This window comes from Pseudomonas sp. DNDY-54, assembly GCF_019880365.1.
GTDB classification, from domain to species: Bacteria; Pseudomonadota; Gammaproteobacteria; order Pseudomonadales; family Pseudomonadaceae; genus Stutzerimonas; species Stutzerimonas stutzeri_P.
In genome coordinates this window covers 3,210,234-3,224,583 of sequence record NZ_CP082271.1, presented here as the reverse complement: position 1 = coordinate 3,224,583, position 14,350 = coordinate 3,210,234, and the positions used below count along the sequence as shown (strand labels likewise).

Here is a 14,350-nt window from a genome sequence, read left to right as displayed (position 1 = left end):
AGTCGTGGGGTGTTTACTGATTTCCGCCGTGGCTTGCGGCAAGTTCCTGCGCTTTCTGCAGGTGTTGCTCGAGTTCCTTAAGTGTCGATTCAGCGAACTTCTTGAGTTCGGCGTTCTCACCGTTCTGGGCATACTCTCGATACAGCTCAATGGTCTGCTCGTGCGCCGTCACCTGATTATTCGCATAGGCCTGGTCGAAATTCTCACCGTCCCGCAGCTGCAGGATCATGGCTTTGGCCTTGTCCATCAGCGTCGCTTCGTCGGACATTTCCAAGTCTTCATGTTGGCCGGCAAGCTCGGCGAGCTTCTGGTTCGCCTTGGTGTGGTCGTCAATCATCTTTTGAGCGAAGGTCTTAACGTCCTCGGCGGTGCCTTTGTCCAGCGCAAGCTTGGCGGTTTCGATTTCCGCCATGCCCTTCGCTGACGCTTCGTCTACAAAATTTTCGCCTTCTGCGGCCAGCGCGAAATTCGCAGCCACACCAAACAACACGGCTGCGGTACCCGAGAGGAACGCTTTAGTCGTCATCATTGTTCTCCTTCAAGATAAACAAGCTGGTGCGGTGCCGAGGCACGGCCAGGCGGCACTAGCATGATGCGGCAAGATGCCGTCTATTTTGTGACTGGAGCGGGAAGTGGCGGTTCCCTCGACTAGGGCGAGCGGTCGGGGCGGGGGGAGTTGCAATAGAGCAGGGAACGGGTGCCGAACGGCACCCGTGGGGTTTTACTGCAGCATGTTCATCGCAGCGTCCATTGCGGCGGAAAGATCTTCGTCCTCTTGGAGCAAGGTGTTCGGGTCGAGTCCAAGCCTGGCAAACGCGGGAATTTGGTTCCAGTCGAGCTGGGTATACGGGTGCGAGGTGCCGATATAGCTTTGAAGTGTCGCAACCTGGACGACGTCCACGTAATCCACTTTTTCGGAGACGCGCGAAAAATTCAGGTGTTGGCCCGGTACGGATGCGATCGCATCGGGGAATTCCCACGTGCGGAGAATCTTTTCGCCAAGAACGGGATGAATGCGGTCAATAACGTGGTTGAGGCTTATGGAATCGCTGAGTAGCTCGCTGTGCTCTTCTGCGTAAGTGAGGATCGGCAGTACGCCGATCTGGTGAACCAGCCCTGCGAGCGTCGCCTGGTCAGCCGGCAGGCGAGTAAAATTTCGGCACAGCACATGGCTGATGGCGGCGATTTCCGTGCTTTTGTTCCAGACCTCGCGCATCTTGCGATCTACCACGTCGGTGGTGGCTTGGAACATTTGCTCCATGGCGAGGCCGGTCGCCAGGTTGGACGTGTAGTTGATGCCCAGGCGGCTGATAGCCATCTGAAGGTCGTTGATTTCCCGATTGGTGCGAAGCAGTGGGCTATTGACCACTTTGATGATGCGAGCGGTCAGTGCGGTGTCGTTACCAATCACCTTCGCCAGCGTCGGGATGCTTACGTCCGGATCTTCGGCCGCTTCACGGACGCGTAGTGCCACTTCCGGGAGCGTTGGCAGAACCAGCTGGTCGTTTTCGATCGCCTGCATCAGTTCCTGCTGGACCTTATCGGCAAGAGTGCTCATGTCGTTCCTTATCGATGATTCTGTGTTGGGCTTGGCTAAAGTGGGCGCTAGCGCTGGATTTCTCGGTCCGCGTCTAGCGTGTACGGCAGAGTGAGCAAAGTAAGCGGAGGGCCATCCGGCGAGCCGAGGAATATCCGGCCATCGGCTGCTGCATCTTCCTGGAGCACGGCGAGGAGCTCTAATGAGCCTTCCGCGCTTGCGGCCAGCACGACTTCGCCCACGCTGGAACCGTGAGTCGGCGAGTACAGGTCGAGTCCCGGGGCGGGCACTTCGATATCGGTGCCTTGCGCAGCAAGGCGGTGCAGCCGGCGTTTCAACTTGCCGAGATATTGCATCCGCGCGACGATTTCCTGGCCGGTATAGCAGCCTTTCTTGAAGCTGACGCCGCCCAGCGCTTGGAGATTTATCATCTGTGGAATGAATAGCTCGCGGGTGGAGGCGACGACCTGGCCAATGCCAGCGCGAATCTGTGCCAGCAGCCAGCGATCAATCAACGCTTCGGGAAGCTGAGCGGCTAACCGCAGTCGAGTCGTTTCGACTTCCGCCGCGCGTGTCCAGAGCTCGACACGTCCATCTGAAAGGCGAATCGCGATCAGTCCGTGGCCAGTGACGACCTGGTCGGCTGCCTGTGGTAGATCCAGACCCAGACTTACCAGGGCGCCGTCCCCGCCACTTATCCCGAAGCGAACCCAATCGGCACTCTCGTCATTCAGCTTGGATTTTGAAAATGCGGCGTACTTGGATAAATCACTGAGTTGCGTCTGGACCAGCTCACGGTCCATCGCCAGCAGGTAGCCATCCCCTTCCGGCAAAATGCGGAAGCTCGATTGCATACGGCCTTTGGGAGTGCAGCGCGCGCCGAGGCTCGATTGCTGGGCATTCAGGTAATTAAGGTTGCAGGTTAGTTGTCCCTGCAGAAACTTGGCTGCGTCCGGGCCGCGTACGGCCAGGATGCCTTCGTGCGACAAGACGCAGAAAAAAGCAGTGTCGGTCATGACGGGTCGCCGTGAAGAATCCGGACCGGCATCATAGCAGGAGGCTGACGAAACAGAGCGTGCGCCAGCTGACACTCGATGTCGCCTTTTAATGAACGTGCCGGCTCGCTGCGTCAGTCGCTATAATCCGGGGCTTCAACTCAGGAGCACTTGCATGGTCGAACAATCCGAACTCAACCGCCTGTTCTGGCAAAGCCGCCGTGGCATGCTTGAATTGGACGTGCTGCTGGTGCCTTTCGTCAAAGAGGTCTATCCGCAATTAAATGAAGAGGATCAGCGCCGTTACCGCAAACTGCTGAGCTGTGAAGATCAGGATATGTTTGGCTGGTTCATGGAGCGCGCCGAACCGGACGATGAAGATTTGCGCTACATGGTTCGCATGATCCTCGACCGTGTCCAGCCTTGATAATCACACCTTCGAATGCCGCTGGGGGAAGTCGGGCCTACTGCTGGCGCTTTATGGAGCTCTGTGCTTCCTGGCTATCGCGGGATTGCTGATATTGCCGGTTCCGCCCTGGCTTACGTTGGTCGGTATTCTGCTCTGTCTGCTGCATGCCGTCTGGGCGATACCGTTGCACATCTTGCTGTGTCGCGGCTCGTCCTGGCTCGGCCTGCGCCATGATCAGTCTGGATGGTCCCTTTGGAGTCGGCGTACGGGTTGGCAGCCTGTCCAGTTGCGCCCCGATAGCATTGCGCTGCCGCTGGTCGTTATCTTGCGCTTCAAGGCTGCGGGCAACTGGTTCGCGCGGGGCGTGTGCATTCCGCACGGTGCGATGCCGCCTGACCAGCATCGGCAGTTGCGGCTTCGATTGAAGTTCAGTCGCCGTAGGTGGGCGGCACCAGAATAGTATCCTTCGCCTGTGGCAACTGTTCCGGGTAGTCCAGAGTGAAATGCAGGCCTCGGCTTTCTTTGCGCTGCATGGCCGATCGGATCATCAGCTCCGCCACCATCGCCAGATTTCTCAGCTCAATCAAATCGCGGCTGACTTTGTAGTTGCTGTAGAACTCGTCGATCTCGCTGAGTAGCAAACGTACGCGGTGTTGAGCGCGAACGAGGCGCTTGCTGGTGCGAACGATCCCAACGTAGTCCCACATGAATCTCCGTAGCTCGTCCCAGTTGTGGGCGATGATGACGTCTTCATCCGAATCGGTGACCTGGCTCGCATCCCATGTGGGTAGGTGAGGCGGCGTTGAGACGGTGGGTAATTCGCTAAGCATGTCTTGCGCCGCAGCCTGCGCATAAACGAAGCATTCCAGCAACGAATTGCTGGCCATGCGATTCGCGCCGTGCAAGCCGGTAAAGCTCGTTTCGCCAATGGCATAGAGGCCGGGTAAGTCAGTTCTGCCGGCTTGGTCGACCAGCACCCCGCCGCAGGTGTAATGCGCCGCTGGCACCACGGGAATCGGCTCGCGAGTGATATCGATCCCAAACGTCAGGCAGCGCTCATAAACTGTCGGGAAGTGCGCTTTGATGAAGTCGATGGGTTTATGGCTGATATCAAGATAGACACAATCGATCCCTAGCCGCTTCATCTCATGGTCGATCGCCCGGGCGACGATGTCGCGTGGCGCCAGCTCAGCGCGCGCATCGAAGCGCGACATGAAGCGATCACCATTGGGCAGCTTGAGGACTGCGCCTTCTCCGCGTAGTGCCTCGGTAATAAGAAAGCTTTTTGCCTTGGGGTGGTACAGGCACGTTGGGTGGAACTGATTGAATTCCAAATTGCCGACGCGGCAACCAGCGCGCCAGGCCATGGCAATGCCATCACCGCATGCGCCGTCCGGATTGCTGGTGTAGAGATAGACCTTTGCCGCACCGCCCGTTGCGAGTACGACGAATTTTGACTGAAAGGTGTCGACTTCGCCTGTTGACCTGTCCAACACATAAGCGCCGAGGCAGCGCTTGCCTTCCAGCCCTAGTTTCCGCTCCGTGATCAGGTCAACGGCGACGCGCTGATGCAGCAAGTCGATATTGGTTCTGTCTTGGGCGCGCGCGAGTAATGTATTGAAAATCGCCGCGCCCGTTGCGTCTGCAGCGTGGATGATGCGGCGGTGGCTGTGCCCGCCTTCGCGAGTGAGGTGGTATTCGAAGCTACCGTCCTCGCGGTCGGCTTCCTCCCTGGTAAACGGGACGCCTTGCTCGATTAACCAATCAATGGCTTCGCGGCTATGTTCAACCGTGAAGCGTACGGCTTCTTCCTTGCACAACCCGCCACCGGCTACGAGCGTGTCGGCGACATGAGATTCGACCGTGTCTGCGTTATCCAGGACTGCGGCGACACCGCCTTGCGCCCAATAGGTCGAACCATTGGCCAGGTCGCCTTTGCTCAACACGGCGATACGGAGCGAGGCGGGGAGCTTGAGCGCTAGCGTCAAACCAGCGGCGCCGCTGCCTATGACGAGCACATCGTATCGATAGTGTTGGCTCATTTCTGATCTCACATTGAAGCGCGCCCTAGTATATAGGCGCGTCTGCCCGCAAAATAGCGGCCCGTTTCTATCTGGCTGAACCTTTGGAACTTTTCTTGCAGGCCTATCTCTATAGACAGTTGTGGATGCAGACCGGCAGACCATCGGTAGGTGGGCGGCTGGGTTTTGCTGTGGATATAAGGCGAGCGCCACGGGAACGATCTGTTTTGAGGCGCTCGCCAATGCCGTCAGGTGTGTTGCAGGACCGCTTGCTTGAAGGGGGAGAACTTTTGTGTAAAGCCCGGGTCTATTCTGGCAGGTCAGCTCGTAGGCGAGCGCAACACCCCTTCCAGGTCATGGAGGAGTGTTTATGCTAACCCAGGAGCAGGACCAGCAACTGGTCGAACGAGTGCAGCGGGGGGACAAGAGAGCTTTTGATCTTTTGGTGTTGAAGTATCAGCACAAGATCCTTGGGTTGATCGTGCGCTTCGTACATGATTCCCATGAGGCTCAGGATGTGGCGCAGGAAGCTTTTATCAAAGCCTACCGTGCGCTTGCGAACTTTCGCGGAGACAGCGCCTTTTATACCTGGCTGTACCGCATCGCCATTAACACGGCAAAGAATCATCTGGTGGCTAGAGGGAGAAGGCCACCTGACAGTGATGTCAGTTCCGAAGATGCCGAATTCTATGAGGGTGATCACGCGCTCAAAGATATCGAGTCGCCGGAGCGTTCGCTGCTAAGGGATGAGATAGAGGACACAGTTCACAGAACTATCCAACAACTTCCAGAAGATTTACGTACGGCTCTAACACTGCGTGAATTTGATGGTCTTAGTTATGAAGACATTGCAAATGTTATGCAGTGTCCGGTGGGTACAGTCCGCTCACGGATATTCCGGGCGCGGGAAGCCATCGATAAAGCATTGCAACCCTTGTTGCATGAATCCTGAGACAGCGGCGACAGCCAAGAGAGGAACCGCCATGAGTCGTGAAGCCCTGCATGAATCGCTGTCCGCGGTGATGGATAACGAAGCGGACGAGTTGGAACTACGTCGAGTACTCGCCGCAGACGGCGAAACCGAGATGCGATCGACCTGGTCGCGCTATCAGCTCGCACGTGCCGCAATGCACAAGGAATTGATTGAGCCTCGTCTGGATATCGCGTCGGCAGTATCGGCGGCGTTGGCCGATGAGCCGGCACATGCCGCAGTTAAGCCACAGCGTTTTGCCTGGCGTAATATGGGCCGTCTCGCTGTTGCCGCATCGGTAACCGTGGCTGTGCTGGCAGGCGTGCGTTTATATAATCAGAGTGATGTTGCTGGTCCTCAAATCGCGCAACAGGCGGCTCAACCTAGCATCGCGGTGCCACAGACCACTCAGGGGCCAGCTGTGTTGGCTGGTTATAATGGTGAGTCGTCGGCGCCCGAAGCCCAGACAGCAGGTGCTCAAGTGTCGGCCGATGGGTGGCATGAAAAGCGGTTGCCGGCATATGTTCGTCAACATGCTCAGCAGGCCGCGTTTGGTAGCGGCTCTGAAAGCGCGCTGCCCTATGCTCGTGCTGCCAGCATGGAAGATCGTTAAGGAACAACATGCGCGTTATACCGCTATGTGTGGTGCTCGGAGGCTGGCTGTCTATGCCGGCCTTCGCTGCTGATGCTGATGCCTGGATGCAGCGTTTGGCAGCAGCCGAAAAGAAACAGAGTTACCAAGGCACTTTCGTTTACGAGCGTAATGGCACCTTTTCGAGTCACGCAGTCTGGCAGTTGGTTGATGGCCAGGAGTTGCGCGAGCGACTGTACCAATTGGATGGGCCGGCGGCAGAGGTTGTGCTGGTGAATGGCAAAGTTCAATGTGCCGCTGAGGGCTTGGCATCTCAAGTGCGTGATGCCAAGCCATGGCATCAGAAGGAACTGGACCCGAAGGCCTTATCTGAATGGTATGACTTTCAGGTAATCGGCGAATCGCGGGTAGCCGGACGTCCTACCGTTGCATTGGCTATCCGCCCTCAGGATCAGCACCGTTACGGTTTCGAGTTGCATCTTGACCGTGAAACTGCACTGCCGCTCAAGTCCCTAATGCTCGACGAGAGCGGACAGCTGCTGGAGCGTTTTCAGTTCACCCATTTCTCACCAGACTCCATCGAGGCCGCTGATGTCGCTGCTGGGGCAGAGTGCAGCCCCGTTTCGCTGGAAGCAGAGCAGCAGGCCCGTTCGCCCGAGTGGCGTTCGGATTGGCTTCCAGATGGTTTCCAGCTTCTTGATTCCAACATTCGCCCAAGCCCTGCTTCCAGCGAAACCGTAACGTGGCTCTCGTACGGTGATGGCCTGGCGCGGTTTTCAGTGTTCCTAGAGCCCTTGCACGGTGCAGTCGTTGAAGATGCTCGCAGCCAGATGGGACCGACCGTGGCTGTATCCAAGCGTATCTCAACGCCGGACGGCGACGTGATGGTTACGGTTGTAGGCGAGGTTCCCCTGGGTACTGCCGAGCGAGTCGCACTGTCGATGCGGTCCGGGGTCGATCAGGCTGCACGATGATCGAAGAGCCTGGCCGCGTGGTTGCAGTCGAGCCCGGGGCAGTTTGGGTCGAGACGCAACGCGTCAGCACCTGCTCCGGCTGTTCTGCAAGGAATGGCTGTGGCCAGGGCCTGATGGATCGGCTCGGGGTTCGTGAGCGGCGTGGATTGATTCGCGCTCTTTCCGACCTCAATCTTGCCGTCGGCGACCCGGTCATTGTTGGCATCCGCGAGAGCGTGTTGTTGCGCGGCGCGATACTTGTTTATCTTTTTCCGCTTATCGTCCTGTTCGCCTCTGCATTAGTTGCGTCCAAATTGTCGGCTGTAGAGCCTTATGTGATGCTTTCGGGAATTGCCGGTTTTGTGGTGGCGTGGCTTATCGTAAGGAAGCGTAGCCAGCAGACCGCAGGCGACCCGGGCTTGCAGCCGATTGTGCTGCGAGCAATGCTGGCGACTGAGGGGTGACGTAACCAAGGCCGGTTTGTTTTCGTCGAGGGAGAATGCATTTGAAGATTTCACGGAATAGCTGCTTCGGTTTTCTGGCTTCGTTGTATTGCTTGGCGCACGTCTCGGTGGCCAGCGCACAACTGCCTGATTTTACGCCCTTGGTTGAAAGCGCCTCGCCTGCTGTTATCAATATCAGCACCAAGCAAAAAGTCTCTGCCCGCGGCGCGCACCCGCCCATACCGGACCTTGAAGGGCTGCCGCCAATCTTTCGTGAATTTTTCGAGCACGGCATTCCAGGCATGCCGGAGGGAGGTCAGCAGCGTGAAGCGCAGTCTCTGGGCTCAGGCTTCATCATATCGGCGGATGGCTACGTACTGACCAACAATCACGTGGTTGCCGATGCTGCTGAAATAATTGTCCGCCTGCCTGATCGCAGTGAGCTTGAAGCCACGCTGGTCGGTGCAGATCCCCGCACCGACGTGGCCTTGCTGAAAGTCGAGGCCACGGGGCTGCCGACCGTCAAGCTTGGTGAATCCAGTACTCTAAAAACTGGTGAGTGGGTACTAGCGATTGGCTCACCGTTTGGCTTTGACCATACCGTAACGGCGGGAATCGTCAGTGCAACGGGCCGTAACCTTCCAAACGAAAGCTACGTTCCCTTCATCCAGACTGATGTTGCCATCAATCCAGGTAACTCCGGCGGGCCGCTGTTTAATCTTCAGGGCGAAGTGGTAGGCATCAACTCTCAGATATTCACCCGCTCGGGTGGGTTCATGGGGCTCTCGTTCGCCATTCCAATCGATGTCGCTATGGACGTCGCTGATCAGTTACGTACCGAAGGCAAGGTCAGTCGTGGCTGGCTCGGAGTAGTGATTCAGGAGGTCAACCGGGACTTAGCCGAATCTTTCGGGCTTGACCGCCCTGCGGGCGCGCTGGTGGCGCAGGTGATGGACGGCGGGCCTGCCGCTAAAGGTGGGCTTCGAGTCGGTGACGTAATTCTCAGCGTAAACGGGAACACGATTGATATGTCAGCTGATCTGCCCCACCTGATCGGCGCAATCAAGCCGAACACTAAGGCCGAGCTTGGCATCGTCCGTGAAGGAGAGCGCGAGGAGCTAACCGTCCAGATCGGCGCTTTGCCGGAAGAAGGCGAGGAGATAGCGGCAACTTCGGGCCGCGCCGAGAAGAGCAGCAATAGGCTCGGCGTAAAAGTTTCGGAACTGACCGCTGAGCAGAAGCGCAGTCTCGACTTGCCCGGCGGCGTCGTGATTACCGAAGTGTTGAGCGGTCCGGCAGCAATGATCGGTCTTCGGCCGGGTGATGTAATTACCCATTTGAACAATCAAGCGATTGAGTCGGTCTCGACATTTGGTCGCGTTGCAGAGCAGTTACCCAAGAATCGGTCGGTTTCGATGCGCGTGTTGCGTCAGGGGCGAGCGAGCTTCATAACATTCAAGCTTGCTGAATAAATCATTCAGTAGATAAACAAAGCGGCCTGTGGCCGCTTTTGTTTTGTTTGAACCACCAATGGTGGCGCTGTGTTGCGGGCAACTGGGGTGCAAAAATCGGTTCCAGGGCGCAGCGTGGCGCTGAATAGACCTATCAGGTACACTTTGCGGCTATTTTCAGCGGGCAATCTGCCTGCGGCTTATTCGAGTGTTTAGCTGTGAGCGACCTGAGTCATATCCGCAATTTCTCCATCATCGCGCACATCGATCATGGCAAGTCGACCTTGGCTGATCGTTTCATCCAAATGTGCGGCGGCCTGACCGAACGTGAGATGAACGCGCAGGTGCTGGATTCGATGGACCTTGAGCGTGAGCGTGGCATCACTATCAAGGCGCACAGCGTAACGCTGTATTACAAAGCCCGGGACGGTAAAACGTACCAGCTGAATTTTATTGATACCCCCGGACATGTTGACTTCACCTATGAGGTCAGCCGTTCACTGGCGGCTTGTGAAGGTGCGCTGTTGGTTGTCGACGCAGGTCAGGGTGTCGAGGCGCAGTCTGTCGCCAACTGCTATACGGCTATCGAGCAGGGCCTGGAGGTCATGCCGGTACTGAACAAGATGGATTTGCCGCAGGCCGATCCCGATAAAGTCAAAGACGAAATCGAGCACATCATTGGTATTGATGCCACCGATGCGGTGGCGTGCAGCGCTAAAAGCGGCATGGGTGTCGACGATGTTCTTGAGCGGCTGGTGCAGGTAATCCCACCGCCCACGGGCGAGATCGATGCGCCGCTACAAGCCCTGATCATTGATTCCTGGTTCGACAATTATCTTGGTGTGGTTTCGCTTGTACGGGTTCGCCATGGTCGGATCAAGAAAGGCGACAAGGTTCTGGTCAAGTCGACCGGCAAGACCCATCAAGTCGACAGTGTTGGCGTGTTCAACCCTAAACACAGCAGTACGGCGGACCTGAAAGCCGGCGAAGTAGGCTTCATTATCGCTGGGATCAAGGACATTCACGGTGCCCCGGTCGGTGACACCCTGACACTGTTCAACACCCCGGACGTGGAAATGCTGCCCGGCTTCAAACGCGTCAAGCCACAGGTCTATGCCGGATTGTTCCCGGTCAGCTCGGACGATTTCGAAGATTTCCGCGAAGCGCTTCAGAAACTCACCCTGAACGATGCCGCGCTGCAGTACGAACCGGAAAGCTCTGATGCACTAGGCTTTGGTTTCCGCATAGGTTTCCTTGGCATGCTGCACATGGAGATCATTCAGGAGCGTTTGGAACGCGAATATGACCTGGATCTCATCACCACCGCACCCACGGTGGTCTACGAGTTGGCGCTCAAGAACGGCGAGACGCTTTACGTCGACAGTCCATCCAAACTACCCGATCTGTCCTCGATCGAAGACATGCGAGAGCCCATCGTCAGGGCCAATATTTTGGTACCTCAGGAGCACTTGGGTAGCGTTATTACTCTGTGTATCGAGAAGCGCGGCGTGCAGAAGGACCTCCAGTTCCTCGGGTCTCAGGTCCAGGTGCGCTACGACCTGCCGATGAGCGAAGTGGTTTTGGACTTCTTTGATCGCCTGAAGTCTGTCAGCCGTGGCTACGCTTCGCTGGACTACAGCTTCGAGTGCTTCCAATCGGCGAATCTGACCCGTCTGGATATCTTGATCAATGGCGAAAAAGTAGATGCGCTGGCGCTGATCGTTCACCGCGACAACGCGCACTACAAAGGCCGCATGTTGGTCGAGAAAATGAAGGAGCTCATTCCTCGCCAGATGTTCGACGTGGCTATTCAGGCTGCCATCGGCGGCCAAATCGTCGCTCGAAGCACCGTCAAGGCGTTGCGCAAGAACGTTCTGGCGAAGTGCTATGGTGGTGATGTAAGCCGCAAGCGCAAGCTTCTCGAAAAGCAGAAAGCGGGCAAGAAGCGAATGAAGCAGGTTGGCAACGTAGAGATTCCGCAAGAAGCGTTCCTGGCGGTGTTGAAGGTAGATAGCTGATGTCGATCAATTTTCCGCTGTTGCTGGTTATTGCCGTTGCGGTGTGTGGTTTTCTGACGCTTATCGATGTGGTGTTCTTTGCGCCACGCCGCCGGGCTGCGATCGCCAATTATGAAGGGCGTACCGCGGGCGAGCCTGATCAATCGACACTGGACGCCTTGAACAAGGAGCCGGTTCTGATCGAATACGGCAAATCGTTCTTTCCGGTGCTGGCGATTGTTCTGGTCCTGCGCTCCTTCCTTATTGAGCCGTTCCAAATCCCGTCTGGTTCCATGATCCCGACACTGGAAGTGGGCGATTTCATTCTGGTCAACAAATTCGCCTACGGCATTCGTCTGCCGGTTGTAGACACTAAAGTCATTGAGGTCAGCGATCCGAAGCGCGGCGACGTCATGGTGTTTCGCTACCCAAGCGATCCGAACATCAATTACATCAAGCGTGTCGTTGGTTTGCCGGGTGATGTGGTTCGGTACAGCAGCGACAAGCGGCTCAGCGTCAACGGTAAGCCGGTACCCGAGGTGCTGATCGGCGAGGAGCCGGGAAGCCTGGGTAGTGCCAAGCTGTACCGAGAGAAGCTGGGTGAGGTCGAGCACCTGATTCGAAAAGAGATGGGTCGGTATCGAGTCGAGCCTGACCGCGAATGGCGCGTCCCGGAAGGTCACTACTTCATGATGGGCGACAACCGCGATAACTCCAACGACAGCCGTTACTGGCAAGACGCGGCAATTCCAGCGGAGCTTGCCGGCATGGTTCCGGACCGCAATATCGTCGGCAAGGCGTTCGCGGTATGGATGAGCTGGCCGGATCCGAAGTTCAGCAATCTTCCACATTTCTCCCGGGTTGGTCTGATTCACTGAGTCTGTGAATCAGGGCCTGGTTCCGCCGGGCCGCCCCGTTATATTTGAGCGGCCCCGATCGGTGGGTAACGTACGACATAGAGGTCGACATGAGTTTTGCTCGTTCGCAAAAAGGGCTGTCCATGCTGAGCTGGATCATGGTGCTCGCGCTGGTGGCATTCTTCGCCAGTACTGCATTCAAGATGTTGCCGCATTATTTCGACTATATGTCCATGGACAAGATCATTAGCGGAGTGGAAAGTGACAAGTCGATGGAAGTCCGTACCGTTCGAGACTTCTACAGCCACGTCCGCAAAGGGATGGATGTAAATGGCATTCGCGACCTCAATCTTGAGGAGGCGCTGAAAGTCGTCATCGAGAATAATGAGTTCAAGGTCCATCTGGATTACGAAAAACGCGAGCCCCTGATCCGTAACCTCGATCTGGTGGCGAACTTCGACAAAGAATATCGCCTAAGGATGCCGTGAGCACTTCGTTAGCCCGTCTCGAGCGTAGGCTCGGTTACCAATTCAAGGACCAGGAGCTGATGCTCCTGGCCCTGACGCATCGCAGCTATGCCGGACGCAACAATGAACGGCTTGAGTTCCTTGGCGATGCGATCCTCAACTTCATTGCCGGCGAGGCGCTGTTCAACCACTTTCCGCAAGCCAAGGAAGGGCAGCTTTCCCGGCTGCGGGCGCGTCTCGTCAAAGGAGAGACCCTCGCGGTCCTGGCCCGTGGTTTCGAGCTCGGCGAATACCTCCGACTGGGGTCGGGCGAACTGAAGAGCGGTGGTTTTCGGCGTGAATCCATTCTGGCTGACACGCTGGAAGCGCTTATAGGTGCGATTTATCTCGATAGCGGTATGGAGAGTGCGCGCGACCGTGTACTCGCCTGGCTCGCCAACGAACTGGACGGGCTGACGCTGGTCGACACCAACAAGGATCCGAAGACCCGCCTGCAAGAGTTCCTGCAGTCACGCGCGTGCGAACTGCCGAAATACGAAGTGGTGGCAATTCAAGGTGAGCCGCACTGCCGGACGTTTTTCGTGGAGTGTCAGATCGCGCTGCTGAACGAGAAAACGCAAGGGCAAGGTGCCAGCCGGCGTATCGCCGAACAGGTTGCCGCTGCTTCGGCACTTATCGCATTGGGCGTGGAGAATGGACATGACTGATGAACACCAGCAGGACGACGCAGTAAGCCGCTGCGGATACGTTGCGATTGTCGGTCGTCCAAACGTCGGCAAATCGACGTTACTCAATCACGTGCTCGGGCAGAAACTCGCGATCACCTCGCGCAAACCACAGACTACGCGTCACAACATGCTGGGGATAAAGACCGAGGGCGCTGTTCAGGCGGTCTATGTCGATACGCCCGGCCTGCATAAAAACGGCGAGACCGCACTTAACCGCTATATGAATCGCACGGCATCCTCGGCCCTCAAGGACGTCGATGTCGTTGTATTCGTGGTTGACCGTACCCGTTGGTCCGATGAAGACCAACTGGTGCTGGAACGCATTCAGTATGTTGAAGGTCCGGTGATCATTGCCGTCAACAAGACTGATCGAGTGGAAGACAAGGGCGAGCTGCTGCCCCATTTCGAATGGCTTGCACAGCAGCTTCCGAAAGCTGAAATCGTGCCGATTTCCGCCCAGCACGGGCAGAATCTGGACGTGTTCGAGAAGCTAGTCGCGTCCCATCTGCCCGAAGGCGATCACTTCTTCCCGGAAGATCAGATCACCGATCGCAGCAGCCGTTTTCTTGCAGCCGAGCTGGTGCGCGAAAAGATCATGCGCCAGCTGGGCGCTGAAGTGCCGTATCAGATCACCGTCGAGATCGAAGACTTCAAGCAGCAAGGGCATGTTCTGCATATCCATGCGCTGATTCTGGTCGAACGTGATGGTCAGAAGAAGATCATCATTGGCGACAAAGGCGAGCGCATTAAACGCATTGGCCAAGAAGCCCGTAAGGACATGGAAGTGCTGTTCGATTCCAAGGTCATGCTCAATCTCTGGGTCAAGGTGAAGAGCGGTTGGTCCGATGACGAGCGGGCGCTGCATTCGCTGGGCTATAGCTAACGACCGACGCTTCCTTTAGCTCCACCCGATGGTTAGTTGCAGCCACA

16 protein-coding genes are annotated in these 14,350 nt (G+C 56.8%); 12 read left to right on the top strand and 4 right to left on the bottom strand.

What is annotated here, in order from left to right:
• Positions 1-13 precede the first annotated feature (13 nt).
• From K4O48_RS14925 to K4O48_RS14915, 3 genes are all read right to left on the bottom strand, one after another.
• Positions 14-529 (bottom strand): DUF4142 domain-containing protein, encoded by a 516-nt coding sequence (locus K4O48_RS14925; protein WP_222909175.1) that lies wholly within the window; start codon positions 527-529, stop codon positions 14-16.
• A 192-nt stretch (positions 530-721) separates the two neighbouring features.
• On the bottom strand, positions 722-1,558 hold the full coding sequence (locus tag K4O48_RS14920; protein ID WP_222909174.1) for an HDOD domain-containing protein: 837 nt from the start codon (positions 1,556-1,558) through the stop codon (positions 722-724).
• A 47-nt stretch (positions 1,559-1,605) separates the two neighbouring features.
• Complete coding sequence (locus K4O48_RS14915; RefSeq protein WP_222909173.1) at positions 1,606-2,553, bottom strand: YgfZ/GcvT domain-containing protein; 948 nt, start codon at positions 2,551-2,553, stop codon at positions 1,606-1,608.
• 154 nt (positions 2,554-2,707) lie between these two features.
• Here K4O48_RS14915 and K4O48_RS14910 point away from each other — a divergent pair, with 154 nt between their 5' ends.
• Complete coding sequence (locus K4O48_RS14910; RefSeq protein ID WP_222909172.1) at positions 2,708-2,959, top strand: succinate dehydrogenase assembly factor 2; 252 nt, start codon at positions 2,708-2,710, stop codon at positions 2,957-2,959.
• Positions 2,946-3,401, top strand: a complete 456-nt coding sequence (locus K4O48_RS14905; RefSeq protein WP_222909171.1) for a protein YgfX — start codon at positions 2,946-2,948, stop codon at positions 3,399-3,401. Before K4O48_RS14910 ends, K4O48_RS14905 begins: the two co-directional genes overlap by 14 nt.
• Here K4O48_RS14905 and nadB read toward each other — a convergent pair.
• Positions 3,370-4,983 (bottom strand): L-aspartate oxidase, encoded by a 1,614-nt coding sequence (gene nadB, locus K4O48_RS14900; protein ID WP_222909170.1) that lies wholly within the window; start codon positions 4,981-4,983, stop codon positions 3,370-3,372. The two genes, K4O48_RS14905 and nadB, sit on opposite strands and share 32 nt — an antisense overlap.
• A 349-nt stretch (positions 4,984-5,332) precedes the next feature.
• Here nadB and rpoE point away from each other — a divergent pair, with 349 nt between their 5' ends.
• The 10 genes from rpoE (at position 5,333) to era (ending at position 14,303) form a co-directional block, all read left to right on the top strand.
• Entirely contained in the window at positions 5,333-5,914 is a 582-nt protein-coding gene (gene rpoE, locus K4O48_RS14895; RefSeq protein WP_222909169.1) for an RNA polymerase sigma factor RpoE, read from the top strand.
• Positions 5,915-5,945: 31 nt separating this feature from the next.
• Complete coding sequence (locus tag K4O48_RS14890; protein WP_222909168.1) at positions 5,946-6,545, top strand: sigma-E factor negative regulatory protein; 600 nt, start codon at positions 5,946-5,948, stop codon at positions 6,543-6,545.
• A gap of 8 nt (positions 6,546-6,553) precedes the next feature.
• Entirely contained in the window at positions 6,554-7,498 is a 945-nt protein-coding gene (locus K4O48_RS14885; protein ID WP_222909167.1) for a MucB/RseB C-terminal domain-containing protein, read from the top strand.
• A complete protein-coding gene (locus tag K4O48_RS14880) occupies positions 7,495-7,941 on the top strand; it encodes a SoxR reducing system RseC family protein (protein ID WP_222909166.1) in 447 nt (148 codons plus the stop codon). The genes K4O48_RS14885 and K4O48_RS14880 overlap by 4 nt, the downstream gene beginning before the upstream one ends.
• Before the next feature lie 47 nt (positions 7,942-7,988).
• A complete protein-coding gene (locus K4O48_RS14875) occupies positions 7,989-9,392 on the top strand; it encodes a DegQ family serine endoprotease (RefSeq protein ID WP_312846506.1) in 1,404 nt (467 codons plus the stop codon).
• Positions 9,393-9,589: 197 nt separating this feature from the next.
• A complete protein-coding gene (gene lepA, locus K4O48_RS14870; RefSeq protein WP_222909164.1) occupies positions 9,590-11,389 on the top strand; it encodes a translation elongation factor 4 in 1,800 nt (599 codons plus the stop codon).
• Positions 11,389-12,246 (top strand): signal peptidase I, encoded by an 858-nt coding sequence (gene lepB, locus K4O48_RS14865; protein WP_222909163.1) that lies wholly within the window; start codon positions 11,389-11,391, stop codon positions 12,244-12,246. The genes lepA and lepB overlap by 1 nt, the downstream gene beginning before the upstream one ends.
• A gap of 89 nt (positions 12,247-12,335) precedes the next feature.
• Positions 12,336-12,713, top strand: a complete 378-nt coding sequence (locus K4O48_RS14860) for a DUF4845 domain-containing protein (RefSeq protein WP_222909162.1) — start codon at positions 12,336-12,338, stop codon at positions 12,711-12,713.
• Complete coding sequence (gene rnc, locus K4O48_RS14855; protein WP_222909161.1) at positions 12,710-13,399, top strand: ribonuclease III; 690 nt, start codon at positions 12,710-12,712, stop codon at positions 13,397-13,399. Before K4O48_RS14860 ends, rnc begins: the two co-directional genes overlap by 4 nt.
• Positions 13,392-14,303, top strand: coding sequence for a GTPase Era (gene era / locus K4O48_RS14850; RefSeq protein ID WP_222909160.1), 912 nt, complete (start codon positions 13,392-13,394; stop codon positions 14,301-14,303). The genes rnc and era overlap by 8 nt, the downstream gene beginning before the upstream one ends.
• Positions 14,304-14,350: the final 47 nt, after the last annotated feature.

Coding starts and splice junctions, on each gene's coding strand:
- K4O48_RS14885 (WP_222909167.1), top strand. CDS start 6,554: ATGCGCGTTATACCGCTATGTGTGGTGCTCGGAGGCTGGCTGTCTATG.
- lepB (WP_222909163.1), top strand. CDS start 11,389: ATGTCGATCAATTTTCCGCTGTTGCTGGTTATTGCCGTTGCGGTGTGT.
- nadB (WP_222909170.1), bottom strand. CDS start 4,983: ATGAGCCAACACTATCGATACGATGTGCTCGTCATAGGCAGCGGCGCC.
- K4O48_RS14890 (WP_222909168.1), top strand. CDS start 5,946: ATGAGTCGTGAAGCCCTGCATGAATCGCTGTCCGCGGTGATGGATAAC.
- K4O48_RS14910 (WP_222909172.1), top strand. CDS start 2,708: ATGGTCGAACAATCCGAACTCAACCGCCTGTTCTGGCAAAGCCGCCGT.
- K4O48_RS14860 (WP_222909162.1), top strand. CDS start 12,336: ATGAGTTTTGCTCGTTCGCAAAAAGGGCTGTCCATGCTGAGCTGGATC.
- K4O48_RS14920 (WP_222909174.1), bottom strand. CDS start 1,558: ATGAGCACTCTTGCCGATAAGGTCCAGCAGGAACTGATGCAGGCGATC.
- rpoE (WP_222909169.1), top strand. CDS start 5,333: ATGCTAACCCAGGAGCAGGACCAGCAACTGGTCGAACGAGTGCAGCGG.
- K4O48_RS14925 (WP_222909175.1), bottom strand. CDS start 529: ATGATGACGACTAAAGCGTTCCTCTCGGGTACCGCAGCCGTGTTGTTT.
- K4O48_RS14880 (WP_222909166.1), top strand. CDS start 7,495: ATGATCGAAGAGCCTGGCCGCGTGGTTGCAGTCGAGCCCGGGGCAGTT.
- K4O48_RS14915 (WP_222909173.1), bottom strand. CDS start 2,553: ATGACCGACACTGCTTTTTTCTGCGTCTTGTCGCACGAAGGCATCCTG.
- era (WP_222909160.1), top strand. CDS start 13,392: ATGACTGATGAACACCAGCAGGACGACGCAGTAAGCCGCTGCGGATAC.